The organism is Chloroflexota bacterium (assembly GCA_018825785.1).
Classification (GTDB): Bacteria; Chloroflexota; Dehalococcoidia; order JACVQG01; family JAHKAY01; genus JAHKAY01.
On the sequence record JAHKAY010000055.1, the window covers coordinates 17,759 to 34,362 of the forward strand.

The 16,604-nt window shown below is 62.3% G+C and carries 16 protein-coding genes, 3 tRNA genes and 1 other annotated feature; of the genes, 4 read left to right on the top strand and 15 right to left on the bottom strand.

The genetic code is table 11. The features are described from left to right. The first annotated feature begins 65 nt into the window (after nt 1-65). Complete coding sequence (gene cooS / locus KJ624_07965; protein ID MBU2009753.1) at nt 66-2,030, top strand: anaerobic carbon-monoxide dehydrogenase catalytic subunit; 1,965 nt, start codon at nt 66-68, stop codon at nt 2,028-2,030. Between the two features lie 553 nt (nt 2,031-2,583). On the opposite strand, the gene radC is transcribed toward cooS, so the two are convergent. From radC to KJ624_08035, 14 genes are all read right to left on the bottom strand, one after another. Continuing rightward, nucleotides 2,584-3,306, bottom strand: coding sequence for a DNA repair protein RadC (gene radC, locus KJ624_07970; protein MBU2009754.1), 723 nt, complete (start codon nt 3,304-3,306; stop codon nt 2,584-2,586). Nucleotides 3,307-3,408: 102 nt separating this feature from the next. After that, complete coding sequence (gene rplL, locus KJ624_07975) at nt 3,409-3,786, bottom strand: 50S ribosomal protein L7/L12 (GenBank protein MBU2009755.1); 378 nt, start codon at nt 3,784-3,786, stop codon at nt 3,409-3,411. 9 nt (nt 3,787-3,795) lie between these two features. Beyond that, complete coding sequence (gene rplJ / locus KJ624_07980) at nt 3,796-4,320, bottom strand: 50S ribosomal protein L10 (GenBank protein MBU2009756.1); 525 nt, start codon at nt 4,318-4,320, stop codon at nt 3,796-3,798. A gap of 7 nt (nt 4,321-4,327) precedes the next feature. Next, nucleotides 4,328-4,456: a sequence feature (ribosomal protein L10 leader region), on the bottom strand. 24 nt (nt 4,457-4,480) lie between these two features. After that, nucleotides 4,481-5,194 carry a 50S ribosomal protein L1 gene (gene rplA / locus KJ624_07985; protein ID MBU2009757.1) on the bottom strand — a complete coding sequence of 238 codons (714 nt, stop codon included), beginning with the start codon at nt 5,192-5,194 and terminating at the stop codon, nt 4,481-4,483. Nucleotide 5,195: 1 nt separating this feature from the next. Next, entirely contained in the window at nt 5,196-5,618 is a 423-nt protein-coding gene (gene rplK / locus KJ624_07990) for a 50S ribosomal protein L11 (protein ID MBU2009758.1), read from the bottom strand. A 2-nt stretch (nt 5,619-5,620) separates the two neighbouring features. Continuing rightward, nucleotides 5,621-6,175, bottom strand: a complete 555-nt coding sequence (gene nusG, locus KJ624_07995) for a transcription termination/antitermination protein NusG (GenBank protein MBU2009759.1) — start codon at nt 6,173-6,175, stop codon at nt 5,621-5,623. A gap of 1 nt (nt 6,176) precedes the next feature. Next, complete coding sequence (secE, locus tag KJ624_08000; GenBank protein ID MBU2009760.1) at nt 6,177-6,398, bottom strand: preprotein translocase subunit SecE; 222 nt, start codon at nt 6,396-6,398, stop codon at nt 6,177-6,179. 10 nt (nt 6,399-6,408) lie between these two features. Continuing rightward, nucleotides 6,409-6,576, bottom strand: coding sequence for a 50S ribosomal protein L33 (rpmG, locus tag KJ624_08005; GenBank protein MBU2009761.1), 168 nt, complete (start codon nt 6,574-6,576; stop codon nt 6,409-6,411). A gap of 3 nt (nt 6,577-6,579) precedes the next feature. Further along, complete coding sequence (gene tuf / locus KJ624_08010) at nt 6,580-7,779, bottom strand: elongation factor Tu (protein ID MBU2009762.1); 1,200 nt, start codon at nt 7,777-7,779, stop codon at nt 6,580-6,582. A 32-nt stretch (nt 7,780-7,811) separates the two neighbouring features. Next, nucleotides 7,812-7,886: transfer RNA gene (locus tag KJ624_08015), tRNA-Thr, on the bottom strand. Between the two features lie 9 nt (nt 7,887-7,895). Next, nucleotides 7,896-7,979, bottom strand: a tRNA-Tyr gene (locus tag KJ624_08020). A gap of 3 nt (nt 7,980-7,982) precedes the next feature. Further along, nucleotides 7,983-8,055, bottom strand: a tRNA-Thr gene (locus KJ624_08025). A 163-nt stretch (nt 8,056-8,218) separates the two neighbouring features. After that, the gene (locus tag KJ624_08030) at nt 8,219-9,193 is read right to left on the bottom strand and encodes a hypothetical protein (protein MBU2009763.1); all 975 of its coding nucleotides are present in this window, start codon (nt 9,191-9,193) and stop codon (nt 8,219-8,221) included. Between the two features lie 85 nt (nt 9,194-9,278). After that, nucleotides 9,279-10,373, bottom strand: a complete 1,095-nt coding sequence (locus tag KJ624_08035; GenBank protein MBU2009764.1) for a type IV pilus twitching motility protein PilT — start codon at nt 10,371-10,373, stop codon at nt 9,279-9,281. Between the two features lie 460 nt (nt 10,374-10,833). Here KJ624_08035 and KJ624_08040 point away from each other — a divergent pair, with 460 nt between their 5' ends. Both KJ624_08040 and KJ624_08045 read left to right on the top strand, forming a co-directional pair. Then, a complete protein-coding gene (locus tag KJ624_08040) occupies nt 10,834-12,471 on the top strand; it encodes a HEAT repeat domain-containing protein (protein MBU2009765.1) in 1,638 nt (545 codons plus the stop codon). A 39-nt stretch (nt 12,472-12,510) separates the two neighbouring features. Then, a complete protein-coding gene (locus tag KJ624_08045; GenBank protein ID MBU2009766.1) occupies nt 12,511-14,784 on the top strand; it encodes a glycosyltransferase in 2,274 nt (757 codons plus the stop codon). On the opposite strand, the gene KJ624_08050 is transcribed toward KJ624_08045, so the two are convergent. Then, a complete protein-coding gene (locus KJ624_08050) occupies nt 14,781-15,419 on the bottom strand; it encodes a class I SAM-dependent methyltransferase (GenBank protein ID MBU2009767.1) in 639 nt (212 codons plus the stop codon). The two genes, KJ624_08045 and KJ624_08050, sit on opposite strands and share 4 nt — an antisense overlap. Before the next feature lie 22 nt (nt 15,420-15,441). Here KJ624_08050 and KJ624_08055 point away from each other — a divergent pair. Beyond that, a partial coding sequence (locus tag KJ624_08055; protein ID MBU2009768.1) for a tRNA uridine(34) 5-carboxymethylaminomethyl modification radical SAM/GNAT enzyme Elp3 occupies nt 15,442-16,604 on the top strand: 1,163 nt, incomplete at its 3' end.

A 16,604-nucleotide genomic window follows, 5' to 3' on the forward strand; every position in this document is an offset into this window, starting at 1 on the left:
TTGTATTTGACGGGAAAGGGGGGTGTCTGATAAAATATATTGGTTTGTCATCAAAGGAGGAGATAATGGCAGAGCACAAGACCATTGACCCCGCTACCCTGGAGCTTCTGGAAATCGCAGAGCAGGAAGGGATATCCACCTGCTTTTCCCGGAGTGAAGTCATCAAGCCCTGCCCCATAGGGCGGGAGGGGAACTGCTGTAAAGCCTGCTTTATGGGCCACTGCCGTCTGGTGGGCAAGACCACCGTCGGCATCTGTGGGGCCACCCTGGAGGTGGTCCAGGCCAGGAACTTTGCCCGGGCCGTAGCCGGGGGCGCCGCCGCCCATAGCGACCACGGCCGGAATGTGGCCTTTACCCTCATCGCCATCGGGGAGGGGAAGGCCCCGGGGTATGAGATAAAGGACGAAAAGAAGCTGAGGCGCGTTGCTTCCTATATGGGGCTCAAGACCGAGGGCAAGTCCACGCAGGAGCTGGCCCTTGAGGTGGGGAGGTTCGCCCTCAACGATTTTGGTCGGCAGGATGGGGAGCTCTACAACCTGCGCCGGGCGCCTCCCAAGCGTCAGGAGCTGTGGCGTCGCCTCGGTATCGCCCCGCGGGGGGTGGACCGGGAGGTCTGCGAGATGATGCACCGCACCACCATGGGGGTGGACCAGGACCCTGAGCACATCCTCACCCAGGCTATGCGTTGTGCCCTGGCCGATGGCTGGGGAGGCTCTATGATTGCCACCGACCTCTCGGATATCATCTTCGGCATCCCCACCCCCGTTTTGGGCACCTCCAACTTCGGTGTCCTCAAGGAAGAGGATGTCAATATGGTCATCCACGGGCATGAGCCCACCCTGGCGGAGATGATTGTGGCGGTAGCCAAGGAGCCGACGCTGCTGGAATATGCGCGCTTAAAAGGTGCCAAGGGGATAAATGTGGTGGGGATGTGCTGTTCAGGAAACGAGCTCCTGATGCGTCACGGCGTCCCCATCGCCGGTAACTTCCTCCAGTCGGACCTCATCATGGTGAGCGGGGCGGTGGAGGCCATGGTGGTGGACTACCAGTGCGTGATGCAGGGGATAGTGGAGGTGGCAAAGCATTTCCATACCAAGGTCATCACCACCACGGACCGGGCCAAGATACAGGGGGCCACCCACATTGAGTTTGACGACCACCGGGCGCAGGAGGTAGCCCGCCTCATCGTGCGCACCGCCATAGATAATTTCCCCAACCGCAAGAGGGTCCATATCCCGGCCTATGTGGACCCCCTGGTCTCGGGGTTCTCCCATGAATACCTGAACTACATGCTGGGGGGCACCTTCCGGGAGTCCTTCCGCCCCCTCAACGACAATATCATCAATGGCCGCATCAGGGGGGCAGCCGGGGTGGCGGGGTGCAATAATCCCCATACCGCCCACGATGAGTCCCATATCGGCATCATCAAGGAGTTCATAAAGAACGATGTTCTGGTGGTGACCACCGGGTGCAACTCCATCGCCTGCGCCAAGCACGGGCTTCTGACCCCGGAGGTGATGGAGATGTGCGGGCCTGGCCTCCGCGAGGTGTGCCAGACCATAGGTATTCCTCCTGTCCTGCACATGGGCTCCTGTATTGACAACTCCCGTATTCTCACCGTCCTCTCCCAGATGGTCACGGAAGGGGGCCTGGGTGAGGACATCTCCGACCTGCCCGGTGTGGGCCTGGCCCCGGAGTGGATGTCCGAGAAGGCCCTGACCATTGGCACCTACCTCGCGGCCTCGGGGGTCTATACCATCTTCGGCATGCAGTCGCCGGTGGCGGGGAGCCCGGAGATAACGCGGATGATAACCCAGGGCTGGGAGGAGAAGGTGGGGGGCAAGCTGGAGTTTGAAGCGGACTGGCATAAGGCGGTGGAGAAAGGCCTGGAGCACATTGACAAGAAGCGCAAGGCCCTCAAGCTGGAGCCCTACGACCCCGCCCGCTACGCCAGGAGCTCCGCCTACCTCCCGGGGGAATACCTCGGCTTCAAAGAGCACGCCGAGGGCAAATACAGCCTGGAGAAATAAGGAGGCCAACTGAGACGGGTTGGCCTGAACTTGAGCGAAAACGGGCGAAAGGGAGAGAATCTGAGCCTAAGATGGGGCTGAGTGACCCCTGGTAGTCTACGATGTCCGGAGAGGGGCTCTGGATATTTCAGGAGAGGGGCCGGACACCGCAGGGTGGTCACGGGGCTTCTCAAGGGGCTTGACGCTGTGGGGGCAGGGTCTTATCATCAGCGTAGATGGCAGGGAGGGCTGGGCATGGCCCTATCAAGAGTGATATGGGGAATCCCGGTTGATAACTTGTGGAAGTGAAAACTGGTATTTAATAAAGGTACGCTAAGCATAGAAGCAGAACATCGAGACAATAAAACAATACTAAACCACTAGCCACAAAGAACATCCGCCTTTACAGGTTATCTTCTCTAAATGAGCTGAGACCCTTCGCTTCGCTCAGGGTGACCGTTCGGGGGCGATGGCGAAGGTTTCTTTGTTTCTGCGGCGGGTGTTAGAACCCCCAGCTTCTCCTTGTTATCCCTCTTTCTGCAGTTCACTTCGCAGGCTCAGGAGGGTCAGCGCCCTATTTGAAGCCCAGGCCCTTTTCCCGGAGGCTGATGAAGCGGGTGTGGGCCACGATGAGGTGGTCCAGGACCTCTATGTCCAGGAGCTTCCCCGCCTCTACTATCTGTTTGGTCACTTCAATGTCCTCGGGGCTGGGGGTGGGGTCGCCGGAGGGGTGGTTATGGACCACCACTATGGCTGGGCAGTTCTCCCGCACCGCCTCCCGCAGGACCTCCCCCACCCGCACCAGGGAGGTGTTGACGCTTCCCCGGTAGACCTCCTTCACCGCCACAATCTGGTTGCGGGTATTGAGGAGGACCACCCGCAGGTGCTCCTGTTCCAGGTAGCCCATCTCTGCCAGGAGGAGGTTGGCCACGTCCTGGGGGGAGCGGACCTGGGGCCTATCCTCGGGGCCCAGGGCAAAGAGCCTCTTCCCCAGCTCCAGGGCCGCCTGGAGCTCCACCGCCTTGGCCTCCCCGACCCCTTTCTGGGAGCGGAGCTCGCCCAGGCTGGCCCGGGCCAGGCCCCTCAGGCCGCCGGAGCGGGCCAGCAGGCGGGAGGCCAGGGAGAGGACGCTCTCGGAGGCCGTGCCGGTGCGCAGGATGATGGCCAGGAGCTCAGCGTTGCCCAGCGCTGAGGGCCCGAAGGCCCGCAGGCGCTCCCGGGGCCTCTCCGAGGGGGGCAGGTCCCTGATGAGGGGGGCGTACTCCAGCCCCGGCTTTGTGGGCCTTTCTTCAGCCATGCCCGCCTCCTCAGCCAATAATACGGCATTTGGCGGGATGTTTCACCATCCCCCCTAGGGGAAAATCGGCTATTCGGGGGAGCCCGAAGACAAAGCCCCTGGCTACTTCACCTCCACCACTGCTCCGGCGGCCTCCAGCTTGGCCTTGAGGGCCTGGGACTCCTCTTTGTTCACCCCCTCTTTTACCGGCTTGGGGGCGGCCTCCACCAGGTCCTTGGCCTCCTTCAGGCCCAGCGCCGTTATCTCCCTGACTACCTTGATGACGTTGATCTTGTTGGGGCCGACCTCCTTGAGGGTGACGGTGAACTCGGTCTGCTCCTCAACGGCTGGGGCAGCCGCTGCTCCTGCGGCGGGGGCGGCGGCCGCAGCCATGGGGACAGCCGCTGTTACCCCCAGTTCCTGTTCCAGGGCCTTGACCAGCTCGGAGAGCTCAAGGACGGTCATCCCCTTTACGGCTTCAATCAGTTGCTCTCTGGTTATCTTGGACATTTACGAACCTCCTTCTATTTGCTTGGACCTGGCTTGGAGGACCAGCAGGAGCCCCGCCATGGGGGCCTGGAGGACACCCAGGAGCCGGGCCAGGGGTGCCTGCATGGTCCCCAGGACCTTGCTGAGGAGCACCTCTCTGGGTGGCAGGGCCGCCAGGGCCAGGACTTCCTCGGGGCGCAGCACCCTGTCCACGAGGAGTGCCCCTTGTAGCTTGAGGGTCTTGCTCTGCCGCAGGAACTCGGCAAATATTCTGGCGGTCTCCACCTCCTCCCCGTAGCCTACGGCGACGGCCGTTGGCCCCTGGAGGAGGACTTTCCCCTCCCCTTTCCCCGCCTTATCCAGGGCGATGGCCATCAGGGTGTTCTTTATCACCCGGTAGTCCACCCCCTTTTCCCGCAGGCGCCTTCTCAGTTCAGTCATCTCCGGGGAATGCATCCCCCGGAAGTGAGTGAACAGGGCCAGGCGGCCCTTTTCCAGCATCTCTGTCAGCCTTGCTACCTCCTGGACCTTCTCTTCTTTGGGCAAATCCTTCTGCCTCCTTTCAAAGCCTGGGCCCTGGCACCTGCCAGGGCCCAGGAACAGTTCCACCTATTCCTTTGCCTCGACAGGTTATTTAAGCCCTCCGGGCCCCTGCGGTCTCAGGCTATTTTGTTTTGGGCTATATTATAGCACCATCTCCTGCCGACTATCCAGCTGCCAGGGCCTGGGTGCTCTTGAGGTCCAGCTCCAGGCCCGGGCCCATAGTGGTGGTGAGGAAAGCGCTCCTGATATACTGCCCCTTGGCCCCCGAGGGCTTGGCTTTTGTCACCGCCTCCATCACAGCGGTCAGATTCTCCAGGAGCTTTTGCTCTTCAAAGCTCACCTTGCCCAGGGGGACATGGATAATAGCGGTGCGGTCCAGCCGGAACTCCACCCTGCCCTTTCCGGCCTCGGCGATAGCCCGGGGCAGGTCGTTGGCGGGGACCACAGTCCCGGCCTTGGGATTGGGCATGAGGCCCTTCCGGCCCAGAATCTTGCCCAGTTTGCCCACCTTGCCCATCATATCGGGGGAGGTGATGGCCACATCAAAGTCCAGGAAGCCCTCCTCTATCTTCTTGATGAGTTCCTCCCCGCCCACGGTGTCGGCCCCGGCCTCCTGGGCCAGCCTTGAGGCCTCTCCCTGGGCGAAGACCAGGACCCTCACCTTCTTCCCGAGTCCGTGGGGGAGGGTGGCCACGCCGCGCACCTGCTGGTCGGAGTGCCTGGGGTCCACCCCCAGGCGCAGGTGGAGCTCCACAGTTTCATCGAACTTGGTAAAGCTGGCCTTCTTGGCCAGGGCCACGGCCTCCTGGGGGGCATAAGAACGGTCTGCCTCCACCAGCTTTACTGCTGCCTGATATTTCTTGCCTCTTTCTGCCATCCTATTTCACCTCCACCCCCATACTGCGGGCTGTCCCCTCAATTATGCGCATGGCTGCTTCCAGGTCCTTGGCATTGATGTCCTTCATCTTGAGTTGGGCTATCTCCTTGAGCTTCTCCCGGGAAAGGGCGCCCACCGGGGCCCGCCCGGGGGTAGCGCTTCCCTTTTCCAGGCTCAATGCCTTCTTGATGAGCTCGGAGGCGGGTGGTGTCTTGGTGATAAAGGTAAAAGAACGGTCCTCGTAGATAACAATCTCCACTGGGATGATATTGCCCGCCTGGGATGCGGTGCGCTCATTGTAGTCCTTGCAGAAGGCCATGATGTTCACCCCATGCTGTCCCAGGGCGGGCCCAACCGGGGGGGCCGGGGTGGCCTTGCCTGCTGGTATCTGGAGTTTGACGATAGCCTTTATCCTCTTTGCCATATTTACAGCCTTTCTGCCTGAAGGAAATCCAGCTCTACTGGTGTCTCCCGGCCGAAGAAAGAGACCAGGACCTTTACCTTGCCCTTCTCCGGACTTACCTCATCCACGACCCCTACAAAGTCGATAAATGGTCCGTCCACGATCCTCACGCTCTGGCCCTTGGTAAAGCCTACCTTGACCCGGGGCACCTCAGACTCCATCTGCTTCTTAACCTGCTGGACCTTTTCCTCCTCCAGAGGGACAGGGACCAGCTTGCCCTCACTGTCCTGGGCGGAGACGAAGCCGGTTACCGCCGGGGTATTGCGCACCACATTCCAGCTCTTATCGTCCATGACCATCTCCACCATAAGGTAGCCGGGGAAGATCTTCCTCTCCACGGTGCGTTTCTGGCCCTCCCGGACTTCAATCTCCTTCTCGGTGGGGATGAGGACCTGGAAGATTTGGTTCTGGGCGTCCATAGAGCGGATGCGCTGCTCCAGGTTCCTCTTCACCCTCTCCTCGTAGCCGGAGTAGGTGTGGATGACATACCATCTCCGGGCGTCCTTTTCCTCGGTCATCCTACTTCACAGGGAACAAGAGGCGGACCATCTGGGTAAAGGCATAGTCAATGCCCCCCAGGGCCACGCCCACGCTTGCGGCAACAGCTATCACCATAAGGGTGAGCCTTGCGGCCTCCCTCGGTGTAGGCCAGACCGCTTTTCTAAGTTCGGCCACGGTCTCCGGGACGAACCTGAAGCGGGAAGGCTTCTTGGGGGCAAGGGTCCTACTCTCTTTGGGCATAGAAAGAGTTCTATTTTACCTCGCGGTGGGGGGTATGGACCCGGCAATGGGGGCAGTACTTCCGAAGCTCCAGCCTTTGGGAGTCGTTCTTCTTGTTCTTTTCCGAGGTGTAGGTTCTCTCCTTACACTGACCGCAGGCCAGGTGGATGATGGACCGGGCTTCCCCTTTTTTGGCCACAGTCTACTCTAGGATCTTGGTGAAGACCCCGGCGCCGACGGTCTTGCCCCCTTCTCTCATGGCAAAGCGGAGCCCCTCCTCCAGGGCCACCGGGTAGATAAGTTTGATGGTGAGGTTAACTCTATCCCCCGGCATCACCATCTCCACCCCCTTGGGTAGCTCCGCAGTGCCGGTAACATCGGTAGTGCGGATAAAGAACTGGGGCTTGTAGCCGGTGAAGAATGGGGTGTGGCGGCCGCCTTCTTCCTTGCCCAGGACGTAGACCTCGGCCTCTGCCCTGGTATGGGGGTTGATGGAGCCCGGGGCGGCCAGTACCATCCCCCTCTCCACATCCTCCCGCTCAATGCCCCTGAGGAGAGCGCCCACAGCGTCCCCCGGCTCGCTGAAGTCCAGTATCTTGTGGAACATCTCCAGGCTGGTGGCCACCGTCTTCCTGGTCTCCTTCAGGCCCACAAGCTCCACCTCATCCCCGGGCTTGATAATTCCCCTTTCCACCCGCCCGGTGACCACGGTCCCCCTTCCCTTGATGCCAAAGACGTCCTCAATGGGCATGAGGAAGGGTTTGTCTTTGGCCCGTAGGGGCAGGGGGACATAATCGTCTACTGCCTGGATGAGCTTCAGGATAGGCCCGCACCACTCGCAATCGGGCTTGCCACAGCCGTGCTCCATGGCCTTCAGGGCGCTCACCCGTATCACCGGGACCTTGTCCCCCGGGAAGCCATACTTGGTAAGGAGTTCTCTTACCTCCATTTCCACGAGTTGAAGGAGTTCCTCGTCCTGGAGAGCATCCACCTTGTTGAGGGCCACTATCATGGCCGGGACCTCCACCTGGTGGGCGAGGAGGATATGCTCCCTGGTCTGAGGCATAGGGCCATCGGGCGCGCTCACCACCAGGATAGCCCCATCCATCTGGGCGGCCCCGGTGATCATGTTCTTGATGTAGTCGGCATGGCCCGGGCAGTCTATATGGGCATAGTGCCTCTTGGCGGTCTCATACTCCACATGGGCTATATTGATGGTCAGCCCCCTGGCCTTCTCCTCCGGGGCGCTGTCAATGGAGTCGTAGGGCCGGAACTGGGCCGAGCCCGCTTTGGACAGGATCAGGGTTATGGCAGCGGTAAGGGTGGTCTTGCCGTGGTCCACGTGCCCGATGGTCCCCACGTTGAGATGTGGTTTGACCCTTTCAAACTTCTTCTTGGCCATGATAAACCCTCCTTACTATGATTACTATTATATGGAGCCCACAACCAGATTTGAACTGGTGACCCCGCCCTTACCAAGGGCGTGCTCTACCACTGAGCTATGTGGGCCCTTGGGTGTGGAGGGGGTAGGATTCGAACCTACGCAGGCATTTCGCCAGCAGATTTACAGTCTGCCCCGATTAACCGCTCCGGCACCCCTCCCTGAGCCCGAGAGGGGATTCGAACCCACTAACCTACCGATTACAAATCGGTTGCGCTTCCATTGCGCCACTCGGGCCATAACTCGGTAAAGTATAGAATAGACCCTGTTTGCTGTCAAGCCACTTCCCCTGATTTTGGGCAGTGGGGCAGAGGGATGAAGAGTGCGTTTATGTCTGTAGGTCGACAGGGGGGGGCAACGGAAACGGGCTTAGGAGCTCGTTTCCATTGCCCCGGTGCTGCTATTCTGTCCTGGCTGGCTGGGCTGCTGGCCTGCCGGCCTCCACCAGATCTACCCGGAGGGCTGCCCCGTGGGACAGGACGCCTTTCGGCGAGCGCCAGGGTTGCCAGCGGTGGGAATCTTCAGCCGTAACTTTTTGCACCTGGGGCAGGCCCAGGAGCATCTCCTTCAGGGCCATCGGTTTTTCCAGCTCAAGGGTGAGTTCCATGCTCTCTGAGGAACCCCTCTCTGCTGCTATCTTCACGTCCCTCAAGCTGGCGAGCTGCTGGTGGAAGGACTTCATGGCCCCGTCCCCCTTGGGACTGTGGACCAGCAACAGAACCCGGCTATCGAAGACCTCTTCCCCGCCTGCCTTTTCGTCCTCAGGCTCCGCCTCTTCCTCCGGGGTGGCTGTGTCCTGCGGACCTTCAGCTGCCGGGGATGCTTTGGCCGGAGGTGCACCATCCACCTTCAATCTGGCGGTCATGGCCTCTTCGGCCTGGGCTTTGAGTTTGGAGACCAGCTCGCTCTGAATCCGCTGGCCGGCCTCCAGGAGGACAGCACTGGCCCTCTCGCTGCTCATGGCCACGAGCTCACTGGCCTGCTTCCTGGCAACAAGGAGGATGGACTCAACCTCGGCCTTGGCCGTGGCCAGGGCCTCATGGGCTTCTTTCTTGATGGCCTGGGCCGAGTGCTGGGCCTGGGCCTGAGTTTCCTGGGCCCTGTTATAGGCTTCCTTGAGGACGCGCTGTTTTTCCTGCTCTACTGCCTTGAAGGCCGTCTCCCGGGCCCCCACGAGGACGGTCCTGGTCTCCCGGAGGACGCCCTCTATCTGCTCGCAGGCCTGGCATAGCTCTGTAAGGGGGTCCCCGTGTTCTGACATGGCCTTCATCTGGGCCATGACCTCGGTGAGGCAAGCGGCCACCTGGGCCTCTGACAGCCCCTGCTCAACTATGTCAAACTGCTGGCCACAAAGGGTTACCCTTTTTCTCCCCATCGTTGCCTCCAATCGCAATATATACCGGGGCTAACTGCCGGACAACCGCCGAAAGGTCCTGATGGCAGTAGCCCCTTTATCTCCCCTACCGGGGTCCTTGCCGGACGAGGGTCTTCTTTATTATCTGGCCATTGAGGTTCTTCTTCAGGGCCTGCCCGTTTTTGGCTACGGACAGGGCCGACTCCGGGCTTATTGTCCCTGTGTGAACAAGCTCATCCAGGTGCCGGTCCATAGTCTGCATCCCCTCCTGTCGTCCCAGCTCAAGATAGGTGGGGATTTCATGGGTCTTGGCCTCCCGGATGAGGTTCTTGATGGCGGGGGTGCCTATCAGGACCTCGAAGATAGCCACCCTCCCCGTGCCCCGGTCCCGGGGCAGGAGGAGCTGGGCCAGGACCCCTTCCAGTACCAGGGAGAGCTGAAGGCGTGCCTGCCGCTGCTGGTGGGGGGGGAACATGTCAACAATCCGGTCCACCGTCTGGGTGGAGTCTGGGGTGTGGAGGGTGCTCAACACCAGGTGGCCGGTCTCAGCCGCGGTGAGCGCGGTGGCCATGGTCTCAAGGTCCCTCATCTCCCCGATGGAGATGACATTGGGGTCCTGACGCAGGGCACCGCGCAGGCCGTCAAAGAAGGAGTCGGTATCAGTGCCCAGCTCCCTCTGCACGATCATGCACATCTTGTCGGTGTGGACATACTCAATGGGGTCTTCAATGGTGATAACGCGGCGGCCCTGGGTCTCATTGATGTAGTTGACCATCGCCGCTATTGTGGACGACTTGCCGCTCCCGGTGGGGCCCGTCACCAGCACCAGGCCACGGGGAAGTGAGGCCAGGTCCTTGCAGATGGGGGGCAGGCCCAGGTCCTCAATAGTGGGCACCTTCAGGGGCAGCACACGACAGGCGAGGCTGATGGACCCCCGTTGATAGCAGGCGTTTATGCGGAAACGGGCCAGTTCCGGCAGGCCAAAGGCAAAGTCCAGCTCTTTCTTCTCGTAGAAGGCCTGGCGCTGGCTCTCCGGGGTGAGGGCCTCAAATATTCTCTTGGTTGCTTCAGGGGTGAGGGGTGGAAACAGCAGGCGGTGAAGCTCCCCTTCCAGACGCATCACCGGGGGACTGCCTGCCCTGAGGTGCAGGTCTGAGGCCCCCTTTTCTACCGCCATTTGCAGTAGCTTATGTATGTCCATATAGTCTGTTCCCATTTTCAGCCAGGGACAAAGATAGGCCTTTCCCCCGCCACCGGCAATAGCCCAAAAGGGGGAGGACCTTTGGCGGTGACTCCTACTCTATTTGCCAGGAGAGGGTGCTCTGGCGCAGCTCCTCATTCATGGAAATCGCCGCCCCCTGCCCTCCCGAAGACGGCCTAAGCCGTTTCTCTATCCCTCTTGACTAGAAGTCTATCAGCCGTTCTGGCCGGGGGGAATGCCACAATTGTCCCTTCCCCTATGGGAATTTCAGGGGATGGCCCCTCATCAAAGTGGGAGGAGCCCTGGTGAAGGTAGGAGAATGGATAGAGTTCTGGATAATTCAGCAAGAAAGCGTTGACAGCAATGGTGGGCCTACCTAAGATGGGTCCTAGTGGAGGGGCGTTTTCCGGGCCGGTTGATATTCTGGGGCCCGAAGCGGGGGGGTCGGGAGGGACTCCGCTTGCTGGCCGAGAGGGGCGGCCCGGAGGTGGTGGAGCCCATCCTCTCCCAGCTTTCCTCATCTCACCCGGCCCAGGTCCAGGCGGCCATGGAGGCTATAGGCTCCCTCAAGGATGAGGGGGCTTTGGCCCGCCTTTTCTCGCTGGTCCCCTTCTATCCCAAGGAGCTCATTGCCGAGGCCCTGTTGAGCTACGGCTCCGGCATCATCCCCCAGGTAGGCCCCCTGGTCACTGCCGATGACCCCACCCTCCGCGCCTGGGCAGTGGACATCCTCTGCCAGATAGAGGCCCCCTCGGTGGAGGTCTTCTTGCGGGAAGCCCTGCGCGACCCCCAGGCGCTGGTCAGGGCGGCTGCTGGCGTGGCCCTGGCCAGGAGAGGGCAGGCCACGGGAGAGCTCTTGGCCCTTTTGCGCCATGAGGCCGAGGTCTCGGTGAAGTGCGCCCTGGCCGAGGCCCTGGCCGAGGCCGGGCGGAAGGAGGCCTCCCCGGTCCTGGGGGATGCCCTCCTTCAGCTCGCGGAACTGCGCTTGCCCTGGGATGCCCGCATGAGGCTGTGGCAGAGCCTGGTGAAGGCCCTGGAAAAGCTCGGCTCCCTGGAGATGGCCCTTATGCGGCTGGCTTCCTTTCCTTCTGCCTCCTTGCAGCGCTGGCTGGAGACAGGGGTTGTCCTGGTGGATGTAGATGTGCTTTGCCTCGTCCTATACTACCTGGGGGCAAGGCAGGAGCCGGTAGCTGCCCTGGAAAAGGTTCGGCAGGACTACGGCCAACGGCCTCTTGAGGAAGGCCTGGAGAAGGGCCTGGCCCGGGGCGGGGTCCACAGGGAGGCTGCCCTGGAGGCCATCAAACGCCTCTATCCCCCTGCCCAGGCCCCCGGTGGGGAGGAACTGAAGACCCGGGCACGCCCTCCGGAATGGAAGGAGATGGAGGCCCGGCTGACTGAGCTCCTCCCGGGCAAGAAAGGGGAGGTCAGACCGGAAAAGTGGAAGCGGATGGAGGCGGGGCTGGCAGAGCTGTCCGAGGCCCAGAAAAGGTGGGATGAGACGGAAGCTGCGCTGGCAAAGCTCTTTCAGGTCGAGCAAGGTGAAAGGGGGGCTCCCCCACGGAAGGCACCGCCACCGCAGGCGGTGCGGCCACCGGTCCCCGCCCCCGACGACTGGGAGATGGGCCTGCTGGAGGCCCGTCAGGTCCTCTCTCGGCTGGGCGCTGAGGCCAGCGGGCCGGTGCCTCCGGTGCTGGCCCGGCAGCTCCTGGACATCGTTTCCTTCAGGCTGGTGCCCCAGGTGCTGGCGGCGGCGAAAAGGGGTGACGAGGCCCTGGTGGCGTTCCTTTCCCGCCTGGTTGAGGCGGCTCCCGTCCAGCTCCTGTCTCTGGCCCCCTTCCGTCCCGAGCCGGCCATAAAGCAGCTCTGGGCCAGTGACTCTTTCCTGAACTGGGCCCGGGCGACTATGGCCTCCCGCGACCCCGAGAGGCGCCTGCGGGGCCTGGCGTTAACGGGTTGGGCCCCGGTCCCGGGGCTTTCTAACCTGCTCCTTCAGGCCCTCCAGGACGCTCATCCGCCGGTGAGGCTGCTGGCGGTAAGCCTGCTCTCGGCCCATCTGGCCCGGCTCCCCAGGGCCACCGCTCCGGGACAGAGCCTTTAGGCTCAGGGCATGGACGGGCAAGCATTAGGCTGGTTGGGCTTGGCGGGCCTGGCCCTGCTCCTGGCCAACTGGAAGGTGCTGGGCTACCGGCTGCGCTGGGCACTGGCCTTTGCCGGGCTGGCCCTGCAACTTCGCTACCTCGCCTGGAGGGGCCTGGATACCCTGGTATTCTCCTCTCCCTCAGTGTTTATCAGCCTGGCCCTTTTCGCTGCCGAAATCTACTCCTTTCTCCAGCTCATCCTCTTCTATTTTCAGGTAGCCCGTCCCACCAGCCCCAGGGCGGACCTGGAGGGCCTCCCCTGCCTGCCTGAGGTGGATGTCTTCATCCCCACCTATGATGAGCCTCTGGAGGTCATCGAGCGGACGGCGGTCTGCTGCCTGGGAATGGACTACCCCGGGAAGACGGTGTATATCCTGGATGATGGCCGCCGCCCCCAGGTTGAACAGCTCGCCTCCCGGCTGGGATGCCGCTACCTCACCCGGCCCAACAACCGCCATGCTAAGGCTGGCAACATAAATGAGGCCCTGGCCCGGACCTCGGGGGAGATGGTGGTCATCTTTGACGCTGACCATGCCCCGGTGCAGAGCTTCCTCCGGGAGACGGTGGGCTTTTTCAGCGACCCCCGGGTGGCCTTTGTCCAGACCGAGCAGCATTTCTACAACCCCGACCCCTTCCAGCACAATCTCCTCCTCCAACGGGTTTTTACCAATGAGCAGGACCTCTTCTTCAAAGGGATAATGCCCGGCAGGGACCGCTATAATGCGGCCTTCTGGACGGGCTCGGGGGCTGTCTTCCGCCGCCGCGCCCTCCAAGAAGTTGGCGGGGTCCGCCCCGAGACCCTCACCGAGGACTTCCATACCAGCCTGGAACTCCATTCCAGGGGCTGGCGCTCCGTCCACCTGAACCGGGTCCTTTCGGCGGGGCTCTCCCCCGAGAGTTATTCCGGCTATATCCTTCAGCGTGTGCGCTGGGCCCATGGGGCGTTTCAGACCTGGTGGCGGGCCAACCCCCTCTTCAGGAAGGGCCTAAGCCTGGGCCAGCGCCTCTGCTACTACTCCTCTATCCACTACTTCATGTTCGGCTGGGCCCGGATGGTTTTCCTCCTGGCCCCTCTCGCTTTCCTCCTTTTCGGGCTGATGCCCCTCAGGGCCACCCCCCTGGAGCTTGCCATCTACTATCTGCCACAGATGGCCGTTATCCAGGCGGTTTTCCCCCTGCTGAGCGGGCGGAGGCGGCTGATGCCAGCCTCGGACCTCTATGAGACAGCCCTCTGTTTCTTCCAGGCCCCCGCGGCCGTCAAGGCCCTTCTCTTCCCCCGGAGCGGCGTCTTTAAGGTAACGCCCAAAGGGGAGAGGCGTCAGCGGGGGCAATTCGATCTCGTGATGGCCCTACCCCATCTGGGTCTGGCCCTGCTCATCGGGCTGGGGCTTGGCCTGGGGCTGTGGCGGCTACAACATGGCCTGGCCGACCGGAACGCCACTATCATAAATGGGGTATGGGCCATGTATAACCTCTTCCTGGCCCTGGGGGTGCTGCTGGTAGCCCGGGAGTTGCCCCAGAGGCGGAGGGCCCACAGGCTTTCGGTGGGGCTGCCCTGTGAGGTGGAGGCCCTGGGAGCTACCCTCTCGGCTAGGACGGTGGATTTCAGTGAGGCAGGGGCGTCCATCAGGCTGGGGGCCGGGTCCCTCCCCCCAGTCGTGCGGGTCAGCATCTTCCCTCCGGGGAGGGATTCGGTCAGGGTGGCCGCATCTGTAACCCACTCAGAACGGGAAGGAGATGGGCAGAAGGTCGGCCTCCGCTTCCTGCCGGCGACAGCTTCTGAGAAGGAGGCCCTCATCCGCCTGGCCTTTGGCCTGGGCCTGGCCTGGCAGGCGGAGAGGACGCCGCGGGTGGGCTTCTGGAGGTCCCTGGGCTACCTGGCCATGCTGCCCCTTGAGGCAGTGCCCTCTTGGCGGGCCCAGAGGCGGCGCTTCCCCCGCTTCTCCCTCAATCTCCGGGCAGGGCTGGAGGGGAAGGGGGGGGTCCTGCGGAGCTATACCATGGACTGTAGCCTGGAGGGGAAGGGGGGGGTCCTTCGGTGCTATACCATGGACTGCAGCCTGGAGGGGCTGGGCCTTGTGGTCAGGGGCCAGGAGGCCCCGGGGCGCGGCCAGCCTGTCTCCCTTTCCCTGGGGGAGAGTGGGAATGCCTTCTCTTTTGCCGGGGAGGTGGCGTGGGCGGCGGTGAGTGGGCCGTGGGTCCGCCTGGGGATAAGGCTGAAACTGCGGGAAGAACAGCGCCCACTCTGGGCCCGGCGCCTGGCCCGCCTCTAGGCCGCCCTGGCTACCAGGAGGGTGATATTCCGGTAGAAGGGCCGGAGCAGGGACAGCCTGGGCCGCTGGGAAAGAATATGAAATCCCGCCCCTCGTAGCTCCTTTCTCAGCTCCCCTGGGCTATAGACGTACACATAGCGGTAGAGGGTCTTCCCCCCCGTCTTCCAGGGGACCAGGACCTCCCGGGAGAATAGGCCCTGTCTCAGGTTCCACACGGTGATAAAGGCCTCCCCGCCGGGCCGCAAGACCCGCCATAGCTCCCGGAAGGCCTGACGGCGGTTTTCGCCGCCCCTTATATGATGATATGCAGCCACAGCGATAACAAAGTCAAAGGAGCTATCTCTGAAGGGGAGGGAGACGGCATCGCCCAGGACCAGAGCGGGGGTGAAACGGAACTTATCAGCGTATTTCCGTGCAAAGCGCAGCATCTCCCCGGAGATATCCAGCCCGTAGAGTCCAAAGGTTCTATCTTTGAAGGGGAGGAAGTCGGGGCCGTGGCCGCAGCCGATGTTGAGGAGCCGGCCCCCCTGCCACCTTTCGGCCAGGGCCTGCAGCTCCCGGCGGAAGCGGGTGTAGTGGCGGAGGTGATACCAGCTCTCCGCCAGCTCATCATAGACCTTTGAGTTAGGGTCCATGCCCCTGCTATGATAGACTAGCATGAAGAAGCTTACCAGGACTATCTCCGGGGTGACGCCGGTAGCGGTGATGGCCCGGCCCTGGGGCTGTCCCGGGGAGTGTGTCTATTGCCCCGCCTTCCCCCAGGCCCCCCGGAGCTATACCCCCCAGTCCCCCGCCGTCCTCCGGGCCATGAGGTTCGGCTTTGAGGCCGGGGGACAGGTCCGGGCAAGGCTACAGCATCTTGAAGCCATGGGCCACCCCACCGATAAGGTGGAGCTCATCATCATGGGCGGCACCTTCCTGGCCTGCCCCCAGGACTACCAGGAGGAGTTCATAAAGGAATGCTACCAGGCCCTCAACGGCAACGGGGTGGCCAATCTTGAGGAGGCCCAGGCCGTCAACGAGACTGCCCCCCACCGCTGTGTGGGCCTGTGTATAGAGACCCGGCCTGACTTCTGTGGGGAAGAGGAAATTAAGAGGATGCTCCGCTTTGGGGCCACCCGGGTGGAAATGGGGGTCCAGGCCCTGGATGATGACATCTACCGCCTCATCCGCAGGGGCCACGGTGTGGCCCAGGTGGCCGAGGCCACCCGCCTCCTCCGGCACTACGGCCTCAAGGTCCACTACCACTGGATGCCCGGCCTCCCCGGCTCCACCCCGGAGAAGGACCTTGAGATGAGCCGGAGGCTTTTTGAGGACCCCGATTTCCGCCCCGACGGCCTCAAGCTCTACCCCACCCTGGTGGTGGCAGGGACGGAGCTGGAGCGGTGGTACCGGGAGGGGAGGTATCAGCCCTACCCCCTGGAGGTCCTGGTGGAGCTCCTGGTGAGGATAAAGGCCCTGGTGCCCGAGTATGTGCGCATTTCCCGCCTCATGCGGGATATCCCCCCCCAGTTCATCGTGGCCGGACCCTGTGACTCCCGTCTCCGGGAGATGGTTCAGGAGAAGATGGGGCAGGAGGGCCTCTCCTGCCGCTGTATCCGCTGCCGGGAATACGGCCACCGCCTGCGCTCAGGATGGAAGATTGGGGAGCCCCGGCTCAGGATGCTGGACTACGAAACCTCCCGGGGCCGGGAGGTCTTCCTATCCTTTGAGGATGAGAATGACACCCTTTTCGGCCTCCTCCGGCTGAGGCTGGAAGGGGAGCAGGCCCTGGTGAGGGAGCTTCATATCTACGGGCCTGAGCTGGCCCTGGGGGAAAG

What these genes read in the sequence shown, in the direction of transcription:
- cooS (MBU2009753.1), top strand. Translation starts at nt 66, where the DNA reads ATGGCAGAGCACAAGACCATTGACCCCGCTACCCTGGAGCTTCTGGAA.
- radC (MBU2009754.1), bottom strand. Translation starts at nt 3,306, where the DNA reads ATGGCTGAAGAAAGGCCCACAAAGCCGGGGCTGGAGTACGCCCCCCTC.
- rplA (MBU2009757.1), bottom strand. Translation starts at nt 5,194, where the DNA reads ATGGCAGAAAGAGGCAAGAAATATCAGGCAGCAGTAAAGCTGGTGGAG.
- rplK (MBU2009758.1), bottom strand. Translation starts at nt 5,618, where the DNA reads ATGGCAAAGAGGATAAAGGCTATCGTCAAACTCCAGATACCAGCAGGC.
- nusG (MBU2009759.1), bottom strand. Translation starts at nt 6,175, where the DNA reads ATGACCGAGGAAAAGGACGCCCGGAGATGGTATGTCATCCACACCTAC.
- secE (MBU2009760.1), bottom strand. Translation starts at nt 6,398, where the DNA reads ATGCCCAAAGAGAGTAGGACCCTTGCCCCCAAGAAGCCTTCCCGCTTC.
- tuf (MBU2009762.1), bottom strand. Translation starts at nt 7,779, where the DNA reads ATGGCCAAGAAGAAGTTTGAAAGGGTCAAACCACATCTCAACGTGGGG.
- KJ624_08030 (MBU2009763.1), bottom strand. Translation starts at nt 9,193, where the DNA reads ATGGGGAGAAAAAGGGTAACCCTTTGTGGCCAGCAGTTTGACATAGTT.
- KJ624_08035 (MBU2009764.1), bottom strand. Translation starts at nt 10,373, where the DNA reads ATGGACATACATAAGCTACTGCAAATGGCGGTAGAAAAGGGGGCCTCA.
- KJ624_08050 (MBU2009767.1), bottom strand. Translation starts at nt 15,419, where the DNA reads ATGGACCCTAACTCAAAGGTCTATGATGAGCTGGCGGAGAGCTGGTAT.